This window comes from Pseudomonas viridiflava (assembly GCF_900184295.1).
Classification (GTDB): Bacteria; Pseudomonadota; Gammaproteobacteria; order Pseudomonadales; family Pseudomonadaceae; genus Aquipseudomonas; species Aquipseudomonas viridiflava.
In genome coordinates, this window is the sequence record NZ_LT855380.1 from 1,974,309 (window position 1) to 1,996,544 (window position 22,236).

The 22,236-nt window shown below is 58.5% G+C and carries 24 protein-coding genes; 17 read left to right on the forward strand and 7 right to left on the reverse strand.

Going from position 1 to position 22,236, the window contains the following annotated elements:
* The first annotated feature begins 88 nt into the window (after positions 1-88).
* Positions 89-1,222 carry a hypothetical protein gene (locus CFBP1590_RS09345; RefSeq protein WP_088234897.1) on the forward strand — a complete coding sequence of 378 codons (1,134 nt, stop codon included), beginning with the start codon at positions 89-91 and terminating at the stop codon, positions 1,220-1,222.
* 193 nt (positions 1,223-1,415) lie between these two features.
* A complete protein-coding gene (locus CFBP1590_RS09350; RefSeq protein WP_163022421.1) occupies positions 1,416-2,552 on the forward strand; it encodes a hypothetical protein in 1,137 nt (378 codons plus the stop codon).
* A 12-nt stretch (positions 2,553-2,564) separates the two neighbouring features.
* Here CFBP1590_RS09350 and CFBP1590_RS09355 read toward each other — a convergent pair whose 3' ends face one another.
* From CFBP1590_RS09355 to CFBP1590_RS09365, 3 genes are all read right to left on the reverse strand, one after another.
* Entirely contained in the window at positions 2,565-3,122 is a 558-nt protein-coding gene (locus CFBP1590_RS09355) for a Smr/MutS family protein (protein WP_025995260.1), read from the reverse strand.
* A gap of 45 nt (positions 3,123-3,167) precedes the next feature.
* Positions 3,168-3,488, reverse strand: coding sequence for a hypothetical protein (locus tag CFBP1590_RS09360; protein ID WP_004880906.1), 321 nt, complete (start codon positions 3,486-3,488; stop codon positions 3,168-3,170).
* A 136-nt stretch (positions 3,489-3,624) separates the two neighbouring features.
* A complete protein-coding gene (locus CFBP1590_RS09365) occupies positions 3,625-4,215 on the reverse strand; it encodes a cysteine hydrolase family protein (RefSeq protein WP_029242943.1) in 591 nt (196 codons plus the stop codon).
* 259 nt (positions 4,216-4,474) lie between these two features.
* On the opposite strand from CFBP1590_RS09365, the gene prmB reads away from it, so the two are divergent.
* Positions 4,475-5,383, forward strand: a complete 909-nt coding sequence (gene prmB, locus CFBP1590_RS09370; RefSeq protein ID WP_088234898.1) for a 50S ribosomal protein L3 N(5)-glutamine methyltransferase — start codon at positions 4,475-4,477, stop codon at positions 5,381-5,383.
* 33 nt (positions 5,384-5,416) lie between these two features.
* Here the strand turns inward: prmB and CFBP1590_RS09375 are convergent, their stop codons facing one another.
* Positions 5,417-6,217 (reverse strand): hypothetical protein, encoded by an 801-nt coding sequence (locus CFBP1590_RS09375; RefSeq protein ID WP_080922486.1) that lies wholly within the window; start codon positions 6,215-6,217, stop codon positions 5,417-5,419.
* A gap of 123 nt (positions 6,218-6,340) precedes the next feature.
* Positions 6,341-7,348, reverse strand: a complete 1,008-nt coding sequence (locus tag CFBP1590_RS09380; RefSeq protein WP_088234899.1) for an alpha/beta hydrolase — start codon at positions 7,346-7,348, stop codon at positions 6,341-6,343.
* Positions 7,349-7,490: 142 nt separating this feature from the next.
* Between CFBP1590_RS09380 and aroC the strand changes: the two genes are divergently transcribed.
* The 6 genes from aroC (at position 7,491) to CFBP1590_RS09410 (ending at position 12,682) form a co-directional block, all read left to right on the forward strand.
* Entirely contained in the window at positions 7,491-8,582 is a 1,092-nt protein-coding gene (gene aroC / locus CFBP1590_RS09385; protein ID WP_025995264.1) for a chorismate synthase, read from the forward strand.
* A gap of 30 nt (positions 8,583-8,612) precedes the next feature.
* Complete coding sequence (locus tag CFBP1590_RS09390; protein ID WP_088234900.1) at positions 8,613-9,776, forward strand: MFS transporter; 1,164 nt, start codon at positions 8,613-8,615, stop codon at positions 9,774-9,776.
* Positions 9,773-10,387, forward strand: coding sequence for a methylthioribulose 1-phosphate dehydratase (locus tag CFBP1590_RS09395; RefSeq protein ID WP_088234901.1), 615 nt, complete (start codon positions 9,773-9,775; stop codon positions 10,385-10,387). Before CFBP1590_RS09390 ends, CFBP1590_RS09395 begins: the two co-directional genes overlap by 4 nt.
* 86 nt (positions 10,388-10,473) lie before the next feature.
* Positions 10,474-11,019: a 1,2-dihydroxy-3-keto-5-methylthiopentene dioxygenase gene (locus CFBP1590_RS09400; RefSeq protein WP_004880921.1), complete on the forward strand. Its 546-nt coding sequence runs from the start codon at positions 10,474-10,476 to the stop codon at positions 11,017-11,019.
* A 47-nt stretch (positions 11,020-11,066) separates the two neighbouring features.
* A complete protein-coding gene (gene mtnC / locus CFBP1590_RS09405; protein ID WP_088234902.1) occupies positions 11,067-11,750 on the forward strand; it encodes an acireductone synthase in 684 nt (227 codons plus the stop codon).
* A 209-nt stretch (positions 11,751-11,959) separates the two neighbouring features.
* Entirely contained in the window at positions 11,960-12,682 is a 723-nt protein-coding gene (locus CFBP1590_RS09410; RefSeq protein WP_058431229.1) for a helix-turn-helix transcriptional regulator, read from the forward strand.
* A gap of 111 nt (positions 12,683-12,793) precedes the next feature.
* Here the strand turns inward: CFBP1590_RS09410 and CFBP1590_RS09415 are convergent, their stop codons facing one another.
* On the reverse strand, positions 12,794-13,072 hold the full coding sequence (locus CFBP1590_RS09415; RefSeq protein WP_004880927.1) for a DUF3509 domain-containing protein: 279 nt from the start codon (positions 13,070-13,072) through the stop codon (positions 12,794-12,796).
* A 333-nt stretch (positions 13,073-13,405) separates the two neighbouring features.
* On the opposite strand from CFBP1590_RS09415, the gene CFBP1590_RS09420 reads away from it, so the two are divergent.
* Both CFBP1590_RS09420 and CFBP1590_RS09425 read left to right on the forward strand, forming a co-directional pair.
* Positions 13,406-13,945, forward strand: a complete 540-nt coding sequence (locus tag CFBP1590_RS09420) for an ankyrin repeat domain-containing protein (RefSeq protein WP_004880928.1) — start codon at positions 13,406-13,408, stop codon at positions 13,943-13,945.
* Between the two features lie 100 nt (positions 13,946-14,045).
* Positions 14,046-14,564, forward strand: coding sequence for a hypothetical protein (locus CFBP1590_RS09425; RefSeq protein ID WP_088234903.1), 519 nt, complete (start codon positions 14,046-14,048; stop codon positions 14,562-14,564).
* Here the strand turns inward: CFBP1590_RS09425 and CFBP1590_RS09430 are convergent, their stop codons facing one another.
* Complete coding sequence (locus tag CFBP1590_RS09430) at positions 14,565-15,491, reverse strand: ZIP family metal transporter (RefSeq protein ID WP_088234904.1); 927 nt, start codon at positions 15,489-15,491, stop codon at positions 14,565-14,567.
* Between the two features lie 163 nt (positions 15,492-15,654).
* On the opposite strand from CFBP1590_RS09430, the gene CFBP1590_RS09435 reads away from it, so the two are divergent.
* The 6 genes from CFBP1590_RS09435 to CFBP1590_RS09460 all read left to right on the forward strand — a co-directional run bounded on the left by CFBP1590_RS09435 (position 15,655) and on the right by CFBP1590_RS09460 (position 22,233).
* Positions 15,655-15,846 (forward strand): PLDc N-terminal domain-containing protein, encoded by a 192-nt coding sequence (locus CFBP1590_RS09435; protein WP_004880934.1) that lies wholly within the window; start codon positions 15,655-15,657, stop codon positions 15,844-15,846.
* A 198-nt stretch (positions 15,847-16,044) separates the two neighbouring features.
* Positions 16,045-16,905: a polyamine aminopropyltransferase gene (gene speE / locus CFBP1590_RS09440; RefSeq protein ID WP_004880936.1), complete on the forward strand. Its 861-nt coding sequence runs from the start codon at positions 16,045-16,047 to the stop codon at positions 16,903-16,905.
* A gap of 267 nt (positions 16,906-17,172) precedes the next feature.
* Positions 17,173-19,266 carry an LTA synthase family protein gene (locus CFBP1590_RS09445; protein ID WP_088234905.1) on the forward strand — a complete coding sequence of 698 codons (2,094 nt, stop codon included), beginning with the start codon at positions 17,173-17,175 and terminating at the stop codon, positions 19,264-19,266.
* A gap of 207 nt (positions 19,267-19,473) precedes the next feature.
* Positions 19,474-19,710: a hypothetical protein gene (locus CFBP1590_RS09450; protein WP_004880940.1), complete on the forward strand. Its 237-nt coding sequence runs from the start codon at positions 19,474-19,476 to the stop codon at positions 19,708-19,710.
* Between the two features lie 241 nt (positions 19,711-19,951).
* Positions 19,952-20,293, forward strand: coding sequence for a ribonuclease E inhibitor RraB (locus CFBP1590_RS09455; protein ID WP_029242954.1), 342 nt, complete (start codon positions 19,952-19,954; stop codon positions 20,291-20,293).
* A 530-nt stretch (positions 20,294-20,823) separates the two neighbouring features.
* On the forward strand, positions 20,824-22,233 hold the full coding sequence (locus tag CFBP1590_RS09460) for a circularly permuted type 2 ATP-grasp protein (protein WP_004880943.1): 1,410 nt from the start codon (positions 20,824-20,826) through the stop codon (positions 22,231-22,233).
* Positions 22,234-22,236 lie beyond the last annotated feature (3 nt).

A 22,236-nucleotide genomic window follows, 5' to 3' on the forward strand; every position in this document is an offset into this window, starting at 1 on the left:
AGCCTGCCTTTCTTGGCCGACAAGGTTTTGCCTGTCAAGCAGGCGCACCTGCTTCCGTCAGAGCCTCTGATGCTGGAAACTGCCCCGCATGCCTGATACTGCTGATATCAACACGACTGATCCCGCCGCCCCGACACTTTACCGCGCCGGAGACATCGCGCATTTTCCCTCCGGGCAAACCATTTACCTGGCACCCTTGCCGCTGCCTACGGATGCACTGCCACACAGCCCCCACGTGAGCGATCTCAACGATACTTATCTGGATTTTGGGGGTGGAAAGCCACAGGTTTTTTTATGGCAAGTCACGTTAGGCGGTCCATTTACCACTGTGCTTTTAATATTGTTAGGTAGTCCGATCATTATTGGGGTTTTTGGCGCAATCTTCGGCTACGAGTGGACTAATATTCGAGAGGTAATGCAAGGCATTTTCATGGAGTCTATAGGACCAGCAATATTCATGTTTTTATTCGGTCTGGGAATTGGTCTAGTCGTCTGGATCCACAACCATAACAAGTACACTAAAGTCATCCCGACGCGTTTCAATCGCCAGCGCCGTGAAGTCTGCTTTATGCCCACCGGTGCAGAATCTCCCACGTTCGTGCCTTGGGAATCACTCTCCGCCTGGGTGGTTCAGGCACAGGGCGCGACGCAATATGGCGTGCATCGTCAGTACGCCATGGGGATGGGCTACCAGCAGGACGGTCAGCAGGTAAGTGTCGAGTTTATGTGTGCAGGCCTATCGTTGGCGATCGCTCACTGGGAAGCTGTCCGCGCCTTCATGGAGTATGAAGTTCACGATCTCAAACGCATTCAGGACCCGATGGACCTGCAGGGACCTGATGATCCCTGCCATGAAGGTCTGCACACCTTTCGCAACGCGCGAGCCAGGTTGCATCGGATGATTCGCGAGAAGGAAAAGGGCTGGGTGTACGGTTTTTTCTGGTACCTGTTCCACGTCATGACGTTCTGGACGCTGCCCAATCGACTCGTTGAATGGGAAGTTCGCCGAATCGAAAAAGTGGGCCGCAGGACGTTGCCGGAGGCCATGCGGTCCTGGTCTGAACCACTGCCGCAAGCTCAATGGGCCAAACCCAGCGAAGAACTCATGCGCCTGAGCAAGGAGGTGAAAGTCTTGAAAGCACGCACGCCATTGCGATCAATTACAGATATCTTCGCCGAGGTTTGTCAGAATACAAAAAGCGGTCAAAAACAGCGGCGATAGTTGATCGATAAGAGGGGAGACAAACACATTGTGTGCCTGTATCTCCATTATTCTTTGATGTATATGCTTTTAATGTAATTATCGTTAAGCGCGGTTCAAGTAATGAGCCTGCCTTTCTTGGCCGACAAAGTTTTGCCTGTCAAGCAGGCGCACCTGCTTCCGTTAGAGCCTCTGATGCTGGAAACTGCCCCGCATGCTTGATACTGCCGATATCGTCACGACTGACCCCGCCGCCCCGACACTTTACCGTGCCGGAGACGTCGAGCGTTTTCCCTCCGGGCAAACCATTTACCTGGCACCCTTGCCGCTGCCCACCGATGCACTGCCACACAGCCCCTATGTGAGCGATCTTAACGATACGTATCTGGATTTTGGTGGCGGAAAGCCTCAGGTGTTTTCATGGCAGGTGACGTTGGGCGGTCCATTTACTGCGGCGTTTTTAATGGTGGCGGGCATACCGCTAGTAGCCGCTCTGATGCTTTTACCTAGCGGTTTTGAAACGACCGAAGTGCTCGATTTTGTAAAAGATGTTTTCTTAGCTGTGGTGGGACCTGCCATCTGCATGTTTTTGCTTGGTTTGAGTATTTGTCTAGTCGTCTGGATCCACAACCATAACAAGTACACCAAAGTCATCCCGACGCGCTTCAATCGCCAGCGCCGTGAAGTCTGCTTTATGCCCACTGGTGCAGAATCCCCCACGTTCGTGCCCTGGGAATCTCTATCCGCCTGGGTGGTTCAGGCACAGGGCGCGACGCAATATGGCGTGCATCGCCAGTACGCCATGGGGATGGGCTACCAGCAGGCAGGTCAGCAGGTAAGTGTCGAGTTTATGTGTGCAGGCCTACCGTTGGCGATCGCTCACTGGGAAGCTGTCCGCGCCTTCATGGAGTATGAAGTTCACGATCTTAAAAGCATTCAGGACCCGATGGACCTGCAGGGACCTGATGATCCCCGCCATGAAGGTGTGCACACCTTTCGCAACGCGCGAGCCAGGTTGCATCGGATGATTCGTGAGAAGGAAAAGGGCTGGGTGTACGGTTTTTTCTGGTACCTGTTCCACGTCATGACGTTCTGGACACTGCCCAATCGACTGGTTGAATGGGAAGTTCGCCGAATCGCGAAAGTGGGCCGCAGGGCGTTGCCGGAGGCCATGCGGTCCTGGTCTGAACCACTGCCGCAAGCTCAATGGGCCAAACCCACCGAAGAACTCACGCGCCTGAGCAAGCAGGTGAAAGTCTTGAAAGCGCGCACGCCATTGCGATCAATTACGGATATCTTCGCCGAGGTTTATCAGGGCGGGAAGGCGACAGAGAACAGTCGTTCCCGCTAGAGGAGCGTCCGGCTACTCGTCGCGCCCCTCCATCATCGTACGCTTGAGCATCACGTAAACCGCACCCGCGCCACCATGCTTGGCCAAACATGAGCAGAAGCCCAGTACCTGCGAATGCTGACGCAGCCAGGTGTTGACGTGGCTTTTGATCATCGGGCGCTTGCCGTCCAGTCGTACGGCCTTGCCGTGGGTGACGCGCACGCAGCGGATTTCGAGTTTTGTGGCTTCGGCCAGAAATTCCCACAGGGTTTCCCGGGCCAGTTCGACGTTCATTCCGTGCAGATCCAGTGTGCCTTCGAAGCTGATCTGCCCCAATTTGAGTTTGCGCATCTGGCCTTCCTGAACCCCGTCGCGCGACCAGCTCAGAACGTCTTCGGGGCCGACATCGATCACGAACTGGTCCGACAGACCATCAATCGTCACCGCATCGGTGCGCACGGTCGCAGACTGACGCAGGCGCGCCAGTAATTTGCGGTCAGTCTTGGGTTTGCCGACATCGGCATGTTCGTGCTTGATGGGCTTGACGCCACGCGTCTCGCTTCTGAACAGGGAAAAATCGTCGTCTTGCATGGGGCCTCCGCGAAGGGGGCTAGTTTAACCGGGAAGACGAAGCGCTCAGTCGTGTTTTTTCATCAGATGGGCTGACATGCTCAATCCGCCGGAACTGCGCGGCCCGCGACCGCTTCTGCGCCACAGCCACATACCCAGCAAAAGCACCAGCAAACCGGCCACGGCAACCACTGCGGCACCTGCGGGATTGGCGTTCAGATCGCCCAGTGCCTGGGGATGCACGATCAGGCTGGAGCCTCCGGTCAGGGCCAGCGCCACACCGGAGACCAGAAACACGAAGGCAATCGTCTTGCCGATTCGCGTCCGCCAGTTGCTTCGCCCTTTGGGACGCAGCCTGCGGGCGTCGAAACCATCGGATATCTTCATTCCGGTTTCCTCAGTGTTTATCGGCGCTCTGACCAGAACAGGCGGACCTGGGTTCCCGTTCCGGACGCAAAGGAGGGCAATAAGGGATGGGCGGTTAGGTGAAGAGGCTCACACAGCCTGTCCACAGGGGCAGGGCTCAGATCAGGTCTTTGGTCAGTGCCAGCGTGGCAAAGTTGTCGGCCATGATCGCCATCTCGGTGCGGTGCACGACCTGAGCGCTGACCACACCGTGTGGGCTCGGCAGGTCGCGGGTCGCGCAGGCATCATCGACCAGCGTGCAGCGATAGCCGTAATCCTTGGTGGCGCGAACGGTGGTGCTGATGCTCGAGTGGCTCATGAAGCCGCAGACTACCAGATCCAGGTGACCCAGGCTCTGCAGCAATTCGTGCAGTCCGGTGCCGTTGAAGGCGTTGGGCAGGCGCTTTTCAACCAGATGCTCGTCGGCCTGAGGCAGCAGTTCCGGGACCAGTTGGCCGCGCTCGCCCTGTGGGTCGAACAGGCCGCCTACGGTTCCGAGGTGGCGGACATGCACGATCGGGCACTTGACGGCGCGGGCCTTGGCAACCAACTGACCGATATTGGCCAGGGCTTCGTCGACCCCGGTAAGCGCCAACGGACCGCTGAGGTATTCTTTCTGCGCGTCGATGATAATCAACGTGGCATTGCTCAGGCTGGCCGGCGCATGAACACGGCCGCTGAGTTGAAACATGGTCTTGATGGAAGGCATTCGAGGGCTCCTTTTGAATGGGGCTTTTGCGACATTGTCCTCTGGCTGAAGGGTTATGGGAATGGTCACTGTTGCAAGTCACGGTTTTTATGGCCTGCAGGGCATTTGGATGGCTGCGTAGCTGGCGGTTTGCCTTGATGGCGGGTCGCGAATGGGCGAAACTTCCAGGCCTGCCCGCGCCGCTCAGAGATCAGGCGCATTGCCTCGTCCCGCCCCCGGCCTTTTCAAGTGGCCTGTCGTTTTCTCAAGGAGTCTGTCCATGATCACTTCCCGCTTGCGTACCGTGCGCGACCACATCCGTTGGGCCGTCAGCCGGTTTCATGAGGAAGATGTATTTTTCGGTCATGGCACCGACAACGCCTGGGACGAAGCGCGGCAACTGGTGCTGGGCGCGCTGCACCTGCCCTGGGAAATTGCCGACAGCTACCTGGATTGCCGCCTGGAGGTCGATGAGATCTCCGAACTGCAGGGCCTGATCAAGCGCCGCATCAACGAACGTATCCCGACGCCTTATCTGCTGGGCGAGGCCTGGTTCTGTGGCATGTCGTTCATCGTCGATGACCGCGTGCTGATTCCACGTTCGCCGATTGCCGAACTGATCGAAGACCGTTTTGCGCCTTGGCTGGCGAGCGAGCCGACCCGCATTCTTGACTTGTGTACCGGATCGGGCTGTATCGGTATCGCATGTGCCGACGAGTTCAAGGACGCCGAAGTCGCCTTGGCCGATCTGTCATACGACGCGCTTGAAGTGGCCAACCAGAACATCGAGCGTCACGGTATGGAAGACCGCGTCTACACCGTGCAGGGCGATGGCTTCGAAGGTCTGCCCGGGCAGCGCTTCGACCTGATCGTTTCCAACCCGCCGTATGTCGATGCCGAGGATTTTGCCGACATGCCGGACGAATACCAGCACGAGCCGGAACTGGCGCTGGCCTGTGGCAGTGATGGATTGAATCTGGTGCGTCGCATGCTCGCCGAGGCGGCGGATCACCTGACCGAGAAAGGTCTGCTGATCGTTGAGGTGGGCAACAGCCAGGTGCATGTCGAGACGCTTTACCCGGAAGTCGATTTCGCCTGGCTGGACTTCCAGCGCGGCGGGCACGGTGTGTTCATGCTGACCGCCGAGCAGTGCGTCGCGCATCAGGCGCTGTTCCAGTCGAGGGTGTAAATCCCGAGTGGCGGCACTGTGTGTGCCGCCAGATCAACGGTGGGTCGCGATCCAGATCAGCAGGCCCGCCTGGAATACTGCGAATGTCACCAGACAGGCAATCGTGAAGCGCAGGCTGCTGTCTTCGCGCTTGTACTTGCTGACCCGGTCTTCGTGCTGACGGATAGTGACTTCCTGCTCCAGCAGGTTTTTCTCGGCTTTCTCGAGCATGTGCGAGGCTTCAAGAATCTCGATGATCTGCACCTTGTCGTTGTTCCAGGTGCTGTGCAGATTGCCGACGTGCACGTCCTTGATGCTGCCTTTCATGTGCTGGGCATCGGCGTAAACCACCTCGAAACCCAGCGTGCGCAGAAAGTGGTCGCGACGCAGGCGCGTGTCCTCGTTGAGGCCGTCTTTGCTCGCCAGCGCGACACTCTCGATCTTGTACGAAGACCATTTGCGTTGTGCCCAGTGCACGCCGTGCGCAATCAGGAAGCGCCCGATACCGCGGTTCCACGGTTCGATCTGCAAGCCGGACTCGGGGCCGAAACGCACCAGGCGTTTTTGATGGTCCACCCAGATATCCAGATTGTTCTGTTCCTTGCGCACACGCTGACCTGGCAACTGAATGCTGATGCGCAACAGGCTCAGTTCCTTGCTGTGACGCTCGGCGCGTCCAAACTGAACGAAACGCAGCGGTCGTCCACCCGTGGCGCGGTCGGTCGGCAACGGCGACAGGCGCAGCATCTGAAAATTCTCAGGCACCACGTCTTCCCACGGTTGGGGCGGTGCGGGTGCAGCGGCTTCTGCGCTGTCGGGTGCAGCAACGGTTTCGGTCATGGCGGTATCAGTCATGGAGGCGGTCCTGTCCATGGCTTTGTGCAGCAAACACAAAGCCAGCAATCCGCTATCGGCAGTCTTTGCCCAGACTGAAGGGCAAAACGGCGGGTTTGCAGATTACTGGCGTCAAATCTTCCCTCAGGCCGGCGGCAAGGCCTGGATGAAGCGCAGAATGCGGGCCGTGACCTGCTTGGCCAACGGTTGGGTGGGATTGCGATAGGACAGCAACTGTTGCTCCAGATTGTCAGGAACAATGCGCAAGACGTGATTCATACCATCGATCAGCGCCAGTTCGGCATCCGGTTTGGCTTTCTGAAGCAGCAACGCATCGCCCACGCCCACCTGAATGTCGTTGCGGCCTTGAACGATCAACGCAGGCATGGTCAGCGAGCCGAAGGCGGCAGTAGGGTCCTGCCGAAACAGCGAGATCAGATAAGGCTGCACGCTCGGCCTGAACACCACCTCGAGTTCCTGCGGGACCTTGTCATCGGTCTTGCCTGCCTTCAACTCGTCCAGCAGCTGGTTGCTACGTTGCAGCAACTCGGGAGGCAGGCGTTCCTGAAACTGCTCGCGCAGTACTTGATCCACCGGGCGACCGGTGCCGGCAACCGATATCACTGCGGCAGCGCCAGCTTTGTCGGCGGCAAGGGCTGCCACCAATGCGCCTTCGCTATGACCCAGCAGAATCAGCTGACCGAGGCGCGGGTTGGCGCGGATCGCTCTGACCCACAATTGCACGTCGGCCACGTAGCGCTCGACGCTCAGGTCGCGCTCGTCCGGCGTGACGGCCTTGCTCGCCGCCACACCACGTTTGTCATAACGCACGCTGGCGATGCCGTGGGTTGCGAGGAAGACCGCCAGACGCTTCATGCTGTCGTTGCGTCCGCCTTCAGGGTTGTTGCCATCCCGGTCGGTGGGGCCGGAACCCGCAATGATCAGCACCACAGGCACCGGCCTGTCTGCGCGCGGCATCAGCAGCGTGCCGTAAAGCTTGCCGTTTCCGGTGTCCACGTTCATGGGGCGTTGCACGACATTGGGGGTGGCTGCGCTGGCCGTTGCGGCAAACAGGATGAGCAGCAATGTCATCGGCAGGACCAGCAGGCGCAGCATGTTTGAAGCTTTCATCGAAGAATTACCAGATAACATCGCAAGGCCATCATAGGGCAGGGTCTCGCTTGGACGCACGCCGTAACGGAAGGTTCGAGGATGAACTGTACGTCGAGCCTGCGTATACTGGCGCGCTTGATTCAATGATCTGGTTTTTTGGCTGATTTTTCGGAGCGCCCGCATGTCCGGCAACACTTTCGGCAAGCTGTTCACTGTCACCACCGCCGGCGAAAGCCATGGCCCGGCGCTGGTCGCTATCGTCGACGGCTGCCCGCCCGGTCTGGAGCTGGACCTGCAGGACCTGCAGCGCGACCTGGATCGCCGCAAGCCGGGCACCAGCCGGCACACCACGCAGCGCCAGGAAGCTGACGAGGTCGAGATTCTTTCCGGAGTGTTCGAAGGCAAGACCACCGGCGCGTCCATCGGCCTGCTGATCCGCAACACCGATCAGAAGTCCAAGGATTATTCGAACATCAAGGACCTGTTCCGGCCCGCGCATGCCGATTACACCTATCACCACAAGTATGGCGTGCGCGACTACCGTGGCGGCGGTCGCAGCTCGGCGCGTGAAACGGCCATGCGTGTCGCCGCAGGTGCCATCGCCAAGAAATACCTGGCGACCCAGGGTATTGTCATTCGCGGCTACATGAGCCAGCTGGGTCCGATCCAGATTCCGTTCAAGACCTGGGATTCGGTCGAGCAGAACGCATTTTTCTGTCCCGATCCTGACAAGGTGCCGGAGCTGGAGACCTATATGGACCAGTTGCGTCGCGACCAGGATTCGGTTGGCGCGAAAATCACTGTCGTCGCCGAAGGCGTCATGCCGGGTCTGGGCGAACCGATTTTCGACCGTCTGGACGCCGAACTGGCCCATGCGCTGATGAGCATCAACGCCGTCAAGGGCGTAGAAATCGGCGCAGGCTTCGACTGCGTTGCCCAACGTGGCACCGAGCACCGTGACGAGATGACGCCGGAAGGTTTTCTGTCCAATCAGGCAGGCGGCATTCTGGGTGGGATTTCTTCCGGCCAGCCGATCATCGCGCATCTGGCGCTCAAGCCGACATCGAGCATTACCACGCCGGGCCGCTCCATCGATGTCGATGGCAACGCCGCAGACGTCATCACCAAAGGCCGTCATGACCCTTGCGTCGGAATTCGTGCCACGCCGATTGCCGAAGCCATGATGGCCATCGTGCTGCTGGACCATCTGTTGCGCCATCGCGGTCAGAACGCCGACGTCAGTGTCACCACGCCTGTGCTGGCTCAGCTGTAATGAGCGTGGCCACTGTCGCGGACCGCTAACGTGGCGCCACTTCCCCACGGACAGCTTCCTTACTGGCGGCTGTCCGGTTTCTATCTGTGTTACTTCGCCTTGCTCGGCTCGTCCGCGCCGTTCATGGCGCTGTATCTGCATCATCTGGGGTTTTCCAGCGCGCGGATTGGCGAGCTGATCGCCATTCCCATGCTGATGCGATGCGTGGCGCCCAACCTCTGGGGCTGGCTCGGCGATTACACCGGACGGCGACTGGCCATCGTGCGCTTTGGCGCGGTCTGCACGCTGCTGGCGTTCTCGCTCATCCTGCTGGATCACAGCTATGCCTGGCTGGCGATGGTCATGGCCCTGTACGCGTTCTTCTGGCATGCGATTCTGCCGCAGTTCGAGGTGATTACCCTCGCTCACCTGCAAGGTCAGACTGCCCGGTACAGCCAGATCCGCCTGTGGGGCTCGATCGGCTTCATTCTGGCGGTGGTGGTGCTCGGGCGATTGCTCGAATGGTTCAGCCTGGACCTGTTCCCTCACATGCTTCTGATGGTCATGGCCGGCATCGCGATCAGTAGCTGGTGGGTGCCCAATGCGCAGCCAGCTGTTTCATCGAGGCCGTCGGACGAGGGCGGCTTTCTCCGGCAGGTGTCACGCCCTGGCGTGCTGGCGTTCTACCTCAGTGTCGCGCTGATGCTGCTCAGCCATGGCCCGTATTACACGTTTCTGACCCTGCACCTTGAGGCACTGGGCTACAGTCGCAGCCTGATCGGTGTGCTGTGGTCAGTGGGCGTGGTGGCGGAAGTGTTGATGTTCATGGTGATGAGCCGTGTTCTGCAGCGTCTTTCCGTGCGTCAGGTGTTGCTGGCCAGTTTTCTGCTGGCGGCGGTGCGCTGGCTGCTGCTGGGCGCATTTGCCGAGCATTTGCTGGTCTTGCTGGTTGCTCAGGTGATGCACGCCGCGACGTTCGGCAGCTTTCACGCCGCTGCCATCCATTTCGTGCAACGTAGCTTCGGTCCACGTCAGCAAGGTCAGGGGCAGGCGCTGTATGCCGCACTGTCCGGCGTCGGCGGGGCATTCGGCGCGTTGTACTCAGGTTATAGCTGGACTGCGCTGGGACCATTCTGGACCTTTGCCATCGCCAGCCTTGCGGCACTGGCCGCAGCCATCATGATTGTCACACCCAGGAAAGAGGAAGGTGTATGACCCGCGAACACTTGGCACAGCAGATCATCGAAGCCGGCCGGTTTCTGTATGGCCGTGGCTGGTCGCCTGCCACCAGCAGCAACTACTCGGTCCGGCTGTCGGCCAGCGAGGCACTGCTGACGGTGTCCGGCAAGCACAAGGGCCAGTTGGGTATCGACGATGTGCTGGCCACCGATCTGCACGGCAACAGCCTGGAACCAGGCAAGAAGCCATCGGCTGAAACGCTGCTGCACACCCAGCTGTACAGCTGCAGGCCGCAGGTCGGTGCCGTATTGCACACGCATTCCGTGAACGCGACCGTACTGTCCAGGCTGACCGATGCCGATCATCTGGTGTTCGAGGACTACGAACTGCAGAAAGCCTTTCAGGGCGTGGCCACTCATGAATCGCAAGTGGTGGTGCCGATTTTCGACAATGATCAGGACATTGCCCGGCTGGCCGCGAAGGTGCAGCCCTGGCTCGATGCCCATCCGGACTGCGCCGGTTACCTGATACGCGGCCACGGGCTCTATACCTGGGGCGCGCAGATGAGCGATGCACTGCGTCAGATCGAGGCATTCGAATTTCTGTTTGAATGCGAACTGAAGATGCGCACGGTCTTGAACCGTTGACCGCCACGCGTTAAACACGTGCGTATGCCTGACCGGCCTGTAAAAGCCGGAAGGCCTTGCCAAGCCCAAGCCGAGGATTCAATGCCATGAGCAGCCTGTCCGTTTACCACGTTTCAAGTCCTGAGGTGCCCAACAAGGTACTGACCCACCTGGAAGACATCACCTCGACCCTGGCCGAGCAGGGCGTTTCGTTTGCGCGTTGGGAAGCTGCGACGCCAATCACGCCGGGCGCCTCCCAGGAAGATGTCATCCACGCCTACCGCAGCCAGATCGATGCGCTGATGACCGAGCACGGCTACGTGACCGTTGACGTCATCAGCCTCAATAGCGATCACCCGCAAAAAGCCGAATTGCGTGCGAAGTTTCTTGAAGAGCATCGTCATGGCGAAGATGAAGTGCGCTTCTTCGTAGCCGGGCGAGGCCTGTTCACGCTGCACATCGAAGATTACGTCTACGCCGTGCTGTGCGAGAAGAACGACCTGATTTCCGTACCTGCCGGAACGAAGCACTGGTTCGACATGGGTGAAAATCCGCACTTCGTCGCCATCCGCCTGTTCAATAACCCTGAAGGCTGGGTCGCGAACTTCACCGGTGAAGACATCGCAGGCCGTTTCCCAAGGCTTGAAGACTGACCCGTCCGCCGTTTGCTTATGTATCGCTTCAAAGGAGCCAGACCCTGATGTCCATCAAAGCCATCCTCACGGATATCGAAGGCACCACCAGTGCGGTGAGTTTCGTGTTCGACGTGCTGTTCCCGTTCGCCAGGCAGCACTTGCCGGACTTCGTTCGCCAGAACGCTGACAAGCCTGCGGTCGCAGAGCAATTGCAGGCCGTGCGTGCCGACAGTGGCGAGCCGCAGGCCAATGTCGAACGAGTCGTCGAGATTCTCTTGCAGTGGATTGCCGAGGATCGCAAGGCCACGCCACTCAAGGCACTGCAAGGCATGGTCTGGGAGCAGGGCTACAACGCCGGTCAGTTGAAAGGGCATGTGTACCCGGACGCCGTCGAGGCTCTGAAGCGCTGGCACACCGAGGGTTACAGGCTGTATGTCTATTCCTCGGGCTCGATTCAGGCTCAGCAATTGATCTTCGGTTGCTCCGAGGCGGGTGATCTTTCCGGTCTGTTCAGTGGTTATTTCGACACCACGTCCGGCCCCAAGCGCGAGGCGCAGTCCTACCGCACCATCACGCAAGCCATTGGCTGCGAGGCGGGCAAGATTCTGTTTCTGTCGGATATCGTCGAAGAGTTGGATGCCGCACGAGATGCCGGCATGGCGACCTGTGGTCTGGTGCGCGCCGAAGGCGTTCTGGCAGGTCATGAAAACGTATCCAGCTTCGCATTGATCGACCCGACTGCCTGGTAAAAATCCTTTCTCGAACGCTGTTACCAGCGATTTCTGTCAGCAGCGTCCTGCTTTTGAGTGGGACGCTGCCTGTCTGTGAGTGCGTTAATCCTGTTTGTTTAAGGCGTTGTTTTCAAGCACGGTCAGTCGTGTAAGTTTCGCGTTTTCGAATCCCTCATCGAGCGAATGCCACTGGTTTACTCGAGCAGGGCAGGGAGGGAGCGACGGCGATGTGCAGTGCCATGACGGACAACGCAACAATGGGTTTATTGATAGAGCAGATGGTCAGTACGATCACTGAAATCGATGGGCAGACAGCTATCGAGAATGCGCTTCGATGGCTGAGGCAGGAGTGCCGCTGTGAGCGGGCCATGTTCTACCAGTTCAAGGGTGTACAACTGCTGACGTTCGTGACGTCCAACGTCGATGACGTGTGGGGCGAAGCCTATCGTCGTCAGCAGATGATTTCCCATGATCCGGTGGTGCGTCATTACCGCAACAACCTCGGGTTTCTGGAATGGGACGATGCGATCAGGCATTATCTTCCGCCCGCCTGGTATGAAGAAACACTCAGTGCCTGCGACCTCGCACCGGCGATTTCATATGGCTACACCAGCCACTGCCGGGGCGTTGATGGCGTGACGTCGATCTTCACATTGGCGGGACTGAAGCGTAATACCACCCAAGGTGACAAATACCTGATCACCAGTCTGGTACCTGTGTTGCATAGGGTCGGCCGCGGCATTCAGTTCAGCTCCAGGGGGCTTACCCAAAAAGAGCTGGAGATTCTGCAGTGGGCCAGAGACGGAAAGACGGCCTGGGAAATCTCGATGATCAAGGAGATTTCAGAAGCCACTGTGAAATTTCACCTGAAGACCATCTATTCCAAACTGGGTGTCGCCAATCGTGCGCAGGCGGTGGGGGAGGCGTTGTGTCGCGGATTCATTACCTGACAATTAAAACCAGACAGGCAAAAAAAAGCCGCGAGAACAAAAATGTAATCGCGGCGAACAAGGGATGAGAGAGCGTACAACGGCGCCACCAGGTTCGGTGACGCGAAAACTTTAGCGCGTGTGATAAGTCGGCAGATCGAAGCGGTGCTGGCTTTGCAGCATCGAGATGGCCGGCAGATCGCTGGCTTGTGCGGCCAGGTCGCGACGGATTGCGCTGATTACCCATTCCAGCTGAACCGGAGTGTGCAGTTGTGCATAAGACACGGAGCGACGGATCTGTTTGCCTTCATCGTTGCGCAGCGACAACAACACGCCGCCGTCAGGACGAGGCTGGGTGGTCACGGTGTAGTCGGAAAATACGGAAGCGAATTTTTCTTGAATAAAAGTCATGTCTAGCGGCTCCATTGCTCATGGGATAACAAGCTTGGAAGTACTAGTGCAGTGTCTGTGCCACATTTGCCATGAATTTTTTCCCTTTAAAATCAACGAGTTAAAGTAACGTCATTTTAGAGGGTTCGTGCATTTTGCATGAAAGTCTATCGGGCATCCTGCATTTTGCCGTTTGCGGGGAACCAAATGGCTGGAATGCGGACCAAGTCGGTATTTTTTCAATCGAGGGCATGGCTTGACCCTGATCGAACAGCTGGCAAGACTTGCGGTCAGTGTGTTTACCGCTGCCGGGTACATCGGATTCCCGGATGACCGTGCGCCAAGGAGTTAGTGATGACCGATTCAAATACCAGTCAACCGAAGACTATGACTGACGAAGAGACTGCCGAGTTCGCTGAACAGGTATTCAATGTTGCGCGTCAGGGCGATGCGGTGATGCTGGAGCGTCTGCTGAAAAAAGGCCTTCCTGCAGACCTGCGCAACCACAAGGGCGACACCTTGCTGATGCTGGCCAGCTATCACGGCCACCTTGATGCGGTTCGTGTACTGCTCGAGCACAAGGCCAACCCGGAAATTCGCAACGACAATGGACAGAGCCCGATTGCAGGCGCGGCCTTCAAGGGCGACCTTGCGGTGGTGAAACTGCTGGTGGAAAACGGCGCTGAAGTGGAAGGCGCGTCTGCCGATGGTCGCACTGCGCTGATGATGGCGGCGATGTTCAACCGGATGGAAATCGTCGACTACCTGATCAGCAAGGGCGCTGATCCGCATGTCCGCGATGCCAAAGGTGTGAACGCGCTCGCAGCCGCCCAGACAATGGGCGCCACGGGGACCGCAGAGCAACTGATCAATCTGGGTGTTCAGCCGGTCTGATTCGGCCCTGTGGCTGTGATCGGCCTGAAGGCATAGAGGTGCGAAGGATTTCCCGTTATCCTTCGCGCCTCTTTTTTTGCCCGCTATCAGGATGTCCCTCATGAAAGACGCTCTCGCCGAATTAATCAGCAAAATCAGTTCGGGGTGCATGGGCGACGACGAGATCCTGCGCGTGGCTGACGAAGCCGCCCAGGCCTATGCCGACCCGCAGGTTTTTCTGAGCGCCAATCCTGATATCAATTACGACGACACCTTTCCCATCCCGTTGGGTGAGTGGGTCGTGGTCGGCAGTCTGCCGGAGACGGTCCTGTTTCAGGCCGACACCTATGCGGACCTGTTTGAGCAGATCGTCCAGTCGTTTGGCAAGGATGTGACGTTCAACATCAAGTCGAAACAATTGACCAAGGTCGAGCCGCTGGTGGCGCTCAATCGCATCCAGATCCAGCTGAGCAGCATGAACAAGGAAATGGGCGGCTACACCCTGATGGATTTCAGCCAGCCGCTGGACGATGAGCTGCAGGCGGTGCTGGTCTACGGCAACGATGAAGCACGTGTACTGGAGCTGGCAGCAGCGGCGGGCATTCATGCCGCGCCTTCGTTGCAGGCATTGCGCGGCTAATCAGCCGAGCGCGGTATCCAGAAACATCATCACTGCAAATCCGCCCATCAAGCCCAGCGTCGCCGACGTCTGGTGACCGTTGCGGTGGGTTTCCGGGATGACTTCGTGTGACACCACGAAAATCATCGCACCCGCCGCCAGACCCATGCTCAGCGGGTAGGCAATGGCGAAGCCGCTGGAAATGCCCAGTCCTATCAATGCGCCCAGGGGCTCCATCAGGCCGGAGCCAATGGCAACCATCATGGCCTTGAAGGATGAAAGCCCCGTCGCTCTCAATGCCAGCGCTATCGCCAGTCCTTCCGGAATGTCCTGAATGGCGATGGCCGTGGTCAGTGGCAGGCCGACGTTCATGTTGCCGCCTGCGAAGCTCACCCCTATTGCCATGCCTTCCGGCAGGTTATGCAGGGTTATCGCCAGCACGAACAGCCAGACCCGATTGATACGTTCCGAATGCGGTCCCTGACGGCCTACGCTCTCGTGCTCGTGCGGGGTGAACCGGTCCAGGCCGAGCATCAGCAGCACGCCCAGCGCCAGACCCGTGACAACGGTCGCTGCCGCGAATGGGCCGGTGCCGGTGATTTCCCGAGCGGCTTCCAGCCCCGGCAGAATCAGCGAGAAGGAGCTGGCCGCCAGCATCATCCCGGCCGCGAAACCCAGCATGATGTCCTGAGTGCGCTGCGCCACATTGAGGAAAGCAACCGCCATGATCGCGCCGAGCGCCGTCGCGGCGAAACCGGCGGTGCCGCCCAGCAGGGCGTAATTGAAGTTGGTCTGGCTGGTGCCGAAAAAGGCGTTATAGAGGCTTATGGCGCCGAGAATCACGACGATCACAGAAGCGAATATAAAGCCCAGGCTCACCAGTGGGCTGCTTTGAAGCTGGGCGAGCCAGGTCGCCCGCAGGGTTCTTGGGTGCGCGGAAGGTTGCATGCAGAGTGTTACCTTTTGCTGTAGGCCGATCGCCAGAGTCATGAGCTGAACAGGATCAAACAGGTTGCTGAATTCGGAGCCTGAAAATATGCCGTTGGTTCAATGGAACCCCCGAAGGGCACGATCATCCTAGAAGTGTCAGTATTCAATCAGGGGCAACACCATGGGTTCCACATTCAACGGTCTGGTCGGCTTGATCATCCTCGCGCTCGATATCTGGGCCATCATCAACGTGTTGAAGAGCGGCTCGGAAACCGGGGCAAAGATTCTCTGGATCCTGCTGATTGTGCTGCTGCCTGTATTGGGGCTGATCATCTGGGCCATCGCGGGTCCGCGTGGCAACGTGCGTATCTGACGTTACTCAGGTCGGATCAAAGACGCTTGATTACGTGAGTAATCAGGCGTTTTTTGCTTTCAGGGACGGGCAGGGCGGTACGTGTATGGCGGGCTGTGAGCACAGAGGTTCGACCTGTCATGTTCGGCGACGTAGAATGCGCGCCTTTGTTGCGGGCGGTCGGCCGTCCTGTCATCTGTCTTTTTCGGGAGCTTACCCATGAGTGATTATCAGGAAACGTTGTACGAAGGCTACGGCCAGCGCTTTCGTATCGAAAAAATGCTGCACGAAGTGCGCACCGATCACCAGCACCTGGTGATTTTCCAGAACCCGCGCATGGGCCGTGTCATGGCGCTAGACGGCGTGATTCAGACCACCGAGGCCGACGAGTTCATCTACCACGAAATGCTCACCCACGTGCCAATCCTGGCGCATGGTGCAGCCAAGCGTGTGCTGATCATTGGCGGCGGCGACGGCGGCATGCTGCGTGAAGTGGCCAAGCACTCGACGGTCGAGCACATCACCATGGTCGAGATCGACGGCACAGTCGTCGAGATGTGCAAGGAATTCCTGCCGACTCACTCCAACGGCGCTTTCGAGGATTCGCGTCTGAATCTGGTGATCGACGACGGCATGCGTTTCGTTGCGACCACCGAAGAGAAGTTCGATGTGATCATCTCCGACTCCACTGACCCGATCGGTCCGGGAGAGGTGCTGTTTTCGGAAAACTTCTATCAGGCATGCCATCGCTGCCTGAACGAGGGTGGCATTCTGGTTACTCAGAACGGCACACCTTTCATGCAGCTCAGTGGCGTACAGACCACGGCCGGGCGCATGAACGGCCTGTTCGCCGACTGGCATTTCTATCAGGCCGCCATTCCGACCTACATCGGCGGCGCCATGACCTTTGCCTGGGGCGCGACCGACAAGGCGTACCGCAAGCTGCCGCTGGAAACCCTGCGCCAGCGCTTCGCTGGCAGCGGTATTGTTACGCGTTATTACAACCCTGAAGTGCATATCGGCGCGTTCGCGCTGCCGCAGTACGTGCTCAGCGCCATCAAGAAGCCAAGCAACGACTGAGTCCGGTGTCCGACGTTTCGGGCCTGAACGCCTGAAACGTCCTGCCGTATGGCGGGGCGCGACAAAATTTTCACACCCCCCGGCCCAGAATTGCGCGCGACGCTGAACCCGCAGATAGTCTCTGTCGCTGAACGAGACGCGCTGAACGAGCGCCAAATACCTGTCGATCAAGTACTATCTGCCCCCCTTGCAGCCTGCCGCCCACTCGTTGGAGCGCTGGTGTCGCACGCCTGAACCCAACCCTGAATCCACCGGATCCTGACAACCATGGCCAAAACGGACGCCCAGATTCATCGGCAAGCCTTGTCCCGCCTGCAAAACCCGACCGTCAAATCGCATCTGGCTTATACATTGCTCAGTGGCCTGGCCCTGATGGTGATGTACACGCTGCTGCGTATCGGTCTGCTGGTCTACAACCGCGAGATGATTGGCGATACGCCCGCGTCGACCTTCATTGAGGCGCTGTTCAACGGCATGCGTTTCGACCTGCGTCTGACGGTGTATCTGCTGATCCCGCTGATGCTGTCGCTGTTCAGCGCTCGGGCCATGGCGGCACGCGGCTTCTTCCGGTTCTGGCTGACCCTGGTCGGCAGCATCACGCTGTTCTTTGGCCTGATGGAAATGGACTTCTACCGTGAATTCCATCAACGCCTGAACGGCTTGGTGTTCCAGTACGTCAAGGAAGACCCGAAGACCGTTCTGAGCATGCTCTGGTACGGCTTTCCGGTGGTGCGCTATCTGCTGGCGTGGGCCGTGGTCACCTGGCTGTTGAGTCTGGTGTTCAAGGGCATCGACCGTGTGACGCGGCCGCGCAATGCACTGTCGGGCGGTGGCGCTGGCACGCGCTCCATCGCGCCATGGTACATGCGCATAGGCGTGTTCTTCCTGGTCCTGATCGTTGCCGTGATCTGCGCCCGTGGCACCCTGCGCCAGGGCCCGCCGCTGCGTTGGGGTGATGCGTACACCACCGAATCGAACTTCGCCAACCAGTTGGGCCTCAACGGCACGCTGACCCTGATCACGGCTGCCAAAAGCCGCATGTCCGAAGATCGCGACAACATCTGGAAAGCCACGCTGCCACAGGCCGACGCACAACAGACCGTACGCGATATGTTGCTGACCTCCCATGACAAGCTGGTCGAGCCGGACATTGCTGCAGTACGCCGTGACTTCACGCCGCCTGCGGAAAACACCCTGCCGATCCGCAATGTGGTCGTGATCCTGATGGAGAGCTTTGCCGGTCACTCGGTCGGTGCGCTGGGCAGCGATGCAAATATCACGCCGAACTTCGACAGACTGTCCAAGGAAGGCCTGCTGTTCGATCATTTCTTCTCCAACGGCACCCACACCCACCAGGGTATGTTCGCCACCATGGCCTGCTTCCCGAACCTGCCAGGTTTCGAATACCTGATGCAGACGCCGGAAGGCAGCCACAAGCTGTCGGGCCTTCCGCAGCTGTTGAGCGCGGGTCGCAACTACGATGACGTCTACGTTTACAACGGCAACTTTGCCTGGGACAACCAGTCGGGCTTTTTCAGTAACCAGGGCATGACCAACTTTGTTGGCCGTGACGACTTCGTCAACCCAGTGTTCTCCGATCCGACCTGGGGCGTTTCCGACCAGGACATGTTCGACCGGGGCGCTCAGGAACTGAAGGCGCGTCAGGACGGCAAGCCGTTCTATGCGCTGCTGCAGACCCTGTCCAACCACACCCCTTACGCGTTGCCGGAAAACCTGCCGGTCGAGCGTGTGACCGGCCACGGTTCGCTGGACGAGCATTTGACCGCCATGCGTTATTCCGACTGGGCGCTGGGCCAGTTCTTCGAGAAGGCCAAGAAAGAGCCTTACTTCAAGAACACCCTGTTCGTCGTACTGGGTGACCACGGTTTCGGCAACAACCGTCAGCTGACAGAAATGGACCTCGGTCGCTTCAATGTGCCGATGTTGCTGATCGGTCCGGGCGTGCAGGAAAAGTTCGGCCAGCGCAGCAGCATCGTCGGCACCCAGGTGGACGTCGTACCGACCATCATGGGCCGTCTGGGTGGTCAGACACGTAACCAGTGCTGGGGACGCGATCTGCTCAACCTGCCGGAAGGCGACAAGGGCTTTGGCGTGATCAAGCCGTCGGGCAGCGAGCAGGTGGTGGCAATCATCAGCGGCAACCGCATTCTGATCGAACCGACCGAAATGCCGGCCAAGCTGCTGACGTACACCCTGGGTGCCACGCCGCACGCGGAAGAAGTACCCGATGCGCCGGACACCGAGGAGCTCAAGCGCAAGCTGGAGAGCTTCCTGCAAACCGCGACCAAGAGCCTGCTGGACAACACTGCAGGCGTGGAAGCCAGCAAGAACAGAAACTGACTGATGTCGTCCTGCCCGGTATCAATCGGGCAGGACACGCAGTTGACCGTTTCAGCAATGAAAAGGCCCTCGGCATCCAATGCGAGGGCCTTTTTGTTATCCGTTTGAGTCCGTTTGCTGTGCGCAATCCATTGGAACGAATGGAGGCGGTGAAAGGTCCAGAGTAGGTAAGTCAGAGTGCCTGGCTTGCTTATTCTGGAGGCATTGATGAAACAGTGGGCCATTTTGTATCTGGACAAGGATGGTGTGCAGCAGCGTCGGGAAGTGCAGTGGCAGGAACGCCCCAGCGAAGAGGATGCTGCACGTCTGTTGCGCAAGGATTTATATCCCGTCACGGATGAGTTGGATCTCAATGACCTGGAAGGTCGAACCGATGAGCCGACCGTCAAGACACTCAAGGACCATAACAGTGTCCAGATCATTTCCATCACAGAAGCGAGCTGATCCTTCACTGCAAAAAATCTTGTTGCGCCAACCACTTGGCAATGTCCCCCCGATGGGTCTACTCTGCAAATGAGGTCGTGAAGACGGCCTCTGACACAGGTCCATCTCCGGCCCGTTCCAGGTCCGGTCAGCTACATGCTTGATTCCCCACGTCGGAGTAACTGCCGTGCGCTGGCCATCTTCTCGATGGCCACTCGGGAAGAGTTGAAACTCTATCTATCGTTGCATAGGAGGACGTTTCATGAGCACAGCCTATCAAGAGGACATCAGCAGTAACGTACTGCGCCGCATGAAAGAAGGCGGTTTTGACTTCGCGCGAATTCACCCCATCGAGTTCTATGCCATTTTTCCCGACGAGGAACGGGCGCGGCAGGCTGCAGAAAAATTTCGTGGTGAGTCCCTCAATACACAGATCAATGTACGCGATGACGGTGCCTGGCATTTGCAGTTGAGCAAAGTGATGTACGCCACCTATGACGGTATCGGTGACTTCGAGCAAGACTTTCAAATGGCCATTTCGCCAATGGACGGGGAGGTTGAAGGCTGGGGGGTGAAACAGGAGATCAGGAGGCTGCACGCCTGATCCGCTGCAATTGCGATTGATACCTGCGTGCTGATCGGCCGACCTGGAGAAATCTGCCGGGGCGGCCGGTTTTGTTTTCGGGGTCAGGGAATCTCGCGCAAGTGCTGTTCACGAATAGCGTGCTCGCCAGGACCACGTAAAGCCCGAACAGGTTATCCGTGCGCAAAAAAAAGCCACTCAAGAGAGTGGCTCAAAGGGAAGTCCGGTCAGGAACGCGTCATGATGCGTGGCGCTCGCTGAGAAATGGGGTTCAGGGCAAAAGCGACGTTTGATGCCCTGTTTGCTCGGTTGCTGGCGATTATGGCGAACTAATATCGTGTTCGGAAATCAACTCTGACTATGCTGGTCATAGATTTCGCGGCGCAAAGACGCTTCCGAATGACGCATGCGAGAGGTAGCTGGGGCATTTAGCGCACAGGAATGGTGCGCGGCCCGCAGGGTTTATATATAACCTATTGATATTTAAGCGTTTATGCCGGTGGCACGGGCCTTGCGAAGCCTAAGGTGTCCATGGTGACAAGGAGTACGGCATGATCCGCACCTTTTATGACGAGATGTACGATGCTGGCGGTCTGGTCCGCCCGCACTATCGGGAATTCGCCCGCTGGTTGGGCGATACGCCCCCTGAGCTTCTGGCTCAACGCAGGCGTGAAGCCGATCTGCTGTTTCATCGCGCCGGGATCACGTTCACGCTCTACGGTGACGAGCAAGGCACCGAGCGGTTGATTCCGTTCGATACCATTCCGCGCAGCATTCCGGCCAGCGAGTGGCGGGTCGTGGAGCGGGGCTGCATTCAGCGTGTCAAGGCGCTGAACATGTTCCTTGCCGACCTCTACCATGACCAACGCATCATCAAGGCCGGGATCATTCCTGCCGAACAGGTGCTGGCCAACGAGCAATATCAGCTGGCGATGCAGGGTCTGAATCTGCACCGCGACCTGTACTCGCACATCTCCGGCGTCGATCTGGTCCGTGATGGCGATGGCACTTATTACGTGCTCGAAGACAACCTGCGCACGCCCAGCGGCGTGAGCTATATGCTCGAAGACCGCAAGATGATGATGCGCCTGTTCCCCGAGCTGTTCGCGGCGCAGCGCATCGCGCCCATCGATCATTACCCGAACCTGCTGCTCGATACGCTGAAAAGCTCCAGCCCTCTGGATAACCCCAGCGTTGTGGTGCTGACGCCCGGTCGCTTCAACAGCGCGTTCTTCGAACATGCTTTCCTGGCGCGCGAGATGGGCGTCGAGCTGGTCGAGGGTGCCGATCTGTTCGTGCGTGACGATCGCGTCTTCATGCGCACCACCGACGGCCCCAAGGCCGTTGATGTGATCTACCGTCGCCTGGACGATGCATTCCTTGATCCGCTGGCCTTCAACCCTGATTCGATGCTGGGCGTGCCCGGTCTGCTGGCGGCCTATCGCTCCGGCAACGTGGTGCTGGCCAACGCCATCGGCACCGGGGTTGCGGACGACAAGTCGGTGTATCCGTATGTCACCGACATGATTCGTTTCTATCTGGACGAAGAGCCGATCCTCAAGAACGTACCGACCTGGCAATGCCGCAAGCCCGAAGAGTTGTCCCACGTACTGGCTAACCTGAAAGACCTTGTCGTCAAGGAAACCCAGGGTTCCGGCGGTTACGGAATGCTGGTCGGGCCTGCCGCCACGGCTGCCGAGATCGAAGCCTTCCGTGCGCGTCTCAAAGCCAAGCCGCATGCGTATATCGCTCAACCGACACTGTGCCTGTCGACCTGTCCGACGTTTGTCGAGAACGGCATCGCCCCGCGCCATATCGATTTGCGCCCCTTTGTTCTGTCCGGTCGTGAAACCCGCGTCGTGCCTGGCGGCCTCACCCGAGTGGCCTTGCGTGAAGGCTCGCTGGTGGTGAATTCGTCGCAGGGCGGCGGAACCAAAGACACCTGGGTGGTCGAGGATTAAGGA

Excerpts from the sequence above, each read along its gene's own strand:
- CFBP1590_RS09415 (WP_004880927.1), bottom strand. The coding sequence starts at position 13,072 with ATGACTTTTATTCAAGAAAAATTCGCTTCCGTATTTTCCGACTACACC.
- CFBP1590_RS09410 (WP_058431229.1), top strand. The coding sequence starts at position 11,960 with ATGTGCAGTGCCATGACGGACAACGCAACAATGGGTTTATTGATAGAG.
- CFBP1590_RS09425 (WP_088234903.1), top strand. The coding sequence starts at position 14,046 with ATGAAAGACGCTCTCGCCGAATTAATCAGCAAAATCAGTTCGGGGTGC.
- CFBP1590_RS09365 (WP_029242943.1), bottom strand. The coding sequence starts at position 4,215 with ATGCCTTCCATCAAGACCATGTTTCAACTCAGCGGCCGTGTTCATGCG.
- CFBP1590_RS09420 (WP_004880928.1), top strand. The coding sequence starts at position 13,406 with ATGACCGATTCAAATACCAGTCAACCGAAGACTATGACTGACGAAGAG.
- CFBP1590_RS09445 (WP_088234905.1), top strand. The coding sequence starts at position 17,173 with ATGGCCAAAACGGACGCCCAGATTCATCGGCAAGCCTTGTCCCGCCTG.
- CFBP1590_RS09395 (WP_088234901.1), top strand. The coding sequence starts at position 9,773 with ATGACCCGCGAACACTTGGCACAGCAGATCATCGAAGCCGGCCGGTTT.
- CFBP1590_RS09435 (WP_004880934.1), top strand. The coding sequence starts at position 15,655 with ATGGGTTCCACATTCAACGGTCTGGTCGGCTTGATCATCCTCGCGCTC.
- speE (WP_004880936.1), top strand. The coding sequence starts at position 16,045 with ATGAGTGATTATCAGGAAACGTTGTACGAAGGCTACGGCCAGCGCTTT.
- CFBP1590_RS09450 (WP_004880940.1), top strand. The coding sequence starts at position 19,474 with ATGAAACAGTGGGCCATTTTGTATCTGGACAAGGATGGTGTGCAGCAG.
- CFBP1590_RS09355 (WP_025995260.1), bottom strand. The coding sequence starts at position 3,122 with ATGCAAGACGACGATTTTTCCCTGTTCAGAAGCGAGACGCGTGGCGTC.
- CFBP1590_RS09345 (WP_088234897.1), top strand. The coding sequence starts at position 89 with ATGCCTGATACTGCTGATATCAACACGACTGATCCCGCCGCCCCGACA.
- mtnC (WP_088234902.1), top strand. The coding sequence starts at position 11,067 with ATGTCCATCAAAGCCATCCTCACGGATATCGAAGGCACCACCAGTGCG.
- CFBP1590_RS09350 (WP_163022421.1), top strand. The coding sequence starts at position 1,416 with ATGCTTGATACTGCCGATATCGTCACGACTGACCCCGCCGCCCCGACA.
- CFBP1590_RS09380 (WP_088234899.1), bottom strand. The coding sequence starts at position 7,348 with ATGTTATCTGGTAATTCTTCGATGAAAGCTTCAAACATGCTGCGCCTG.
- CFBP1590_RS09400 (WP_004880921.1), top strand. The coding sequence starts at position 10,474 with ATGAGCAGCCTGTCCGTTTACCACGTTTCAAGTCCTGAGGTGCCCAAC.
- aroC (WP_025995264.1), top strand. The coding sequence starts at position 7,491 with ATGTCCGGCAACACTTTCGGCAAGCTGTTCACTGTCACCACCGCCGGC.
- CFBP1590_RS09455 (WP_029242954.1), top strand. The coding sequence starts at position 19,952 with ATGAGCACAGCCTATCAAGAGGACATCAGCAGTAACGTACTGCGCCGC.
- CFBP1590_RS09460 (WP_004880943.1), top strand. The coding sequence starts at position 20,824 with ATGATCCGCACCTTTTATGACGAGATGTACGATGCTGGCGGTCTGGTC.
- prmB (WP_088234898.1), top strand. The coding sequence starts at position 4,475 with ATGATCACTTCCCGCTTGCGTACCGTGCGCGACCACATCCGTTGGGCC.
- CFBP1590_RS09375 (WP_080922486.1), bottom strand. The coding sequence starts at position 6,217 with ATGACTGATACCGCCATGACCGAAACCGTTGCTGCACCCGACAGCGCA.
- CFBP1590_RS09430 (WP_088234904.1), bottom strand. The coding sequence starts at position 15,491 with ATGCAACCTTCCGCGCACCCAAGAACCCTGCGGGCGACCTGGCTCGCC.
- CFBP1590_RS09360 (WP_004880906.1), bottom strand. The coding sequence starts at position 3,488 with ATGAAGATATCCGATGGTTTCGACGCCCGCAGGCTGCGTCCCAAAGGG.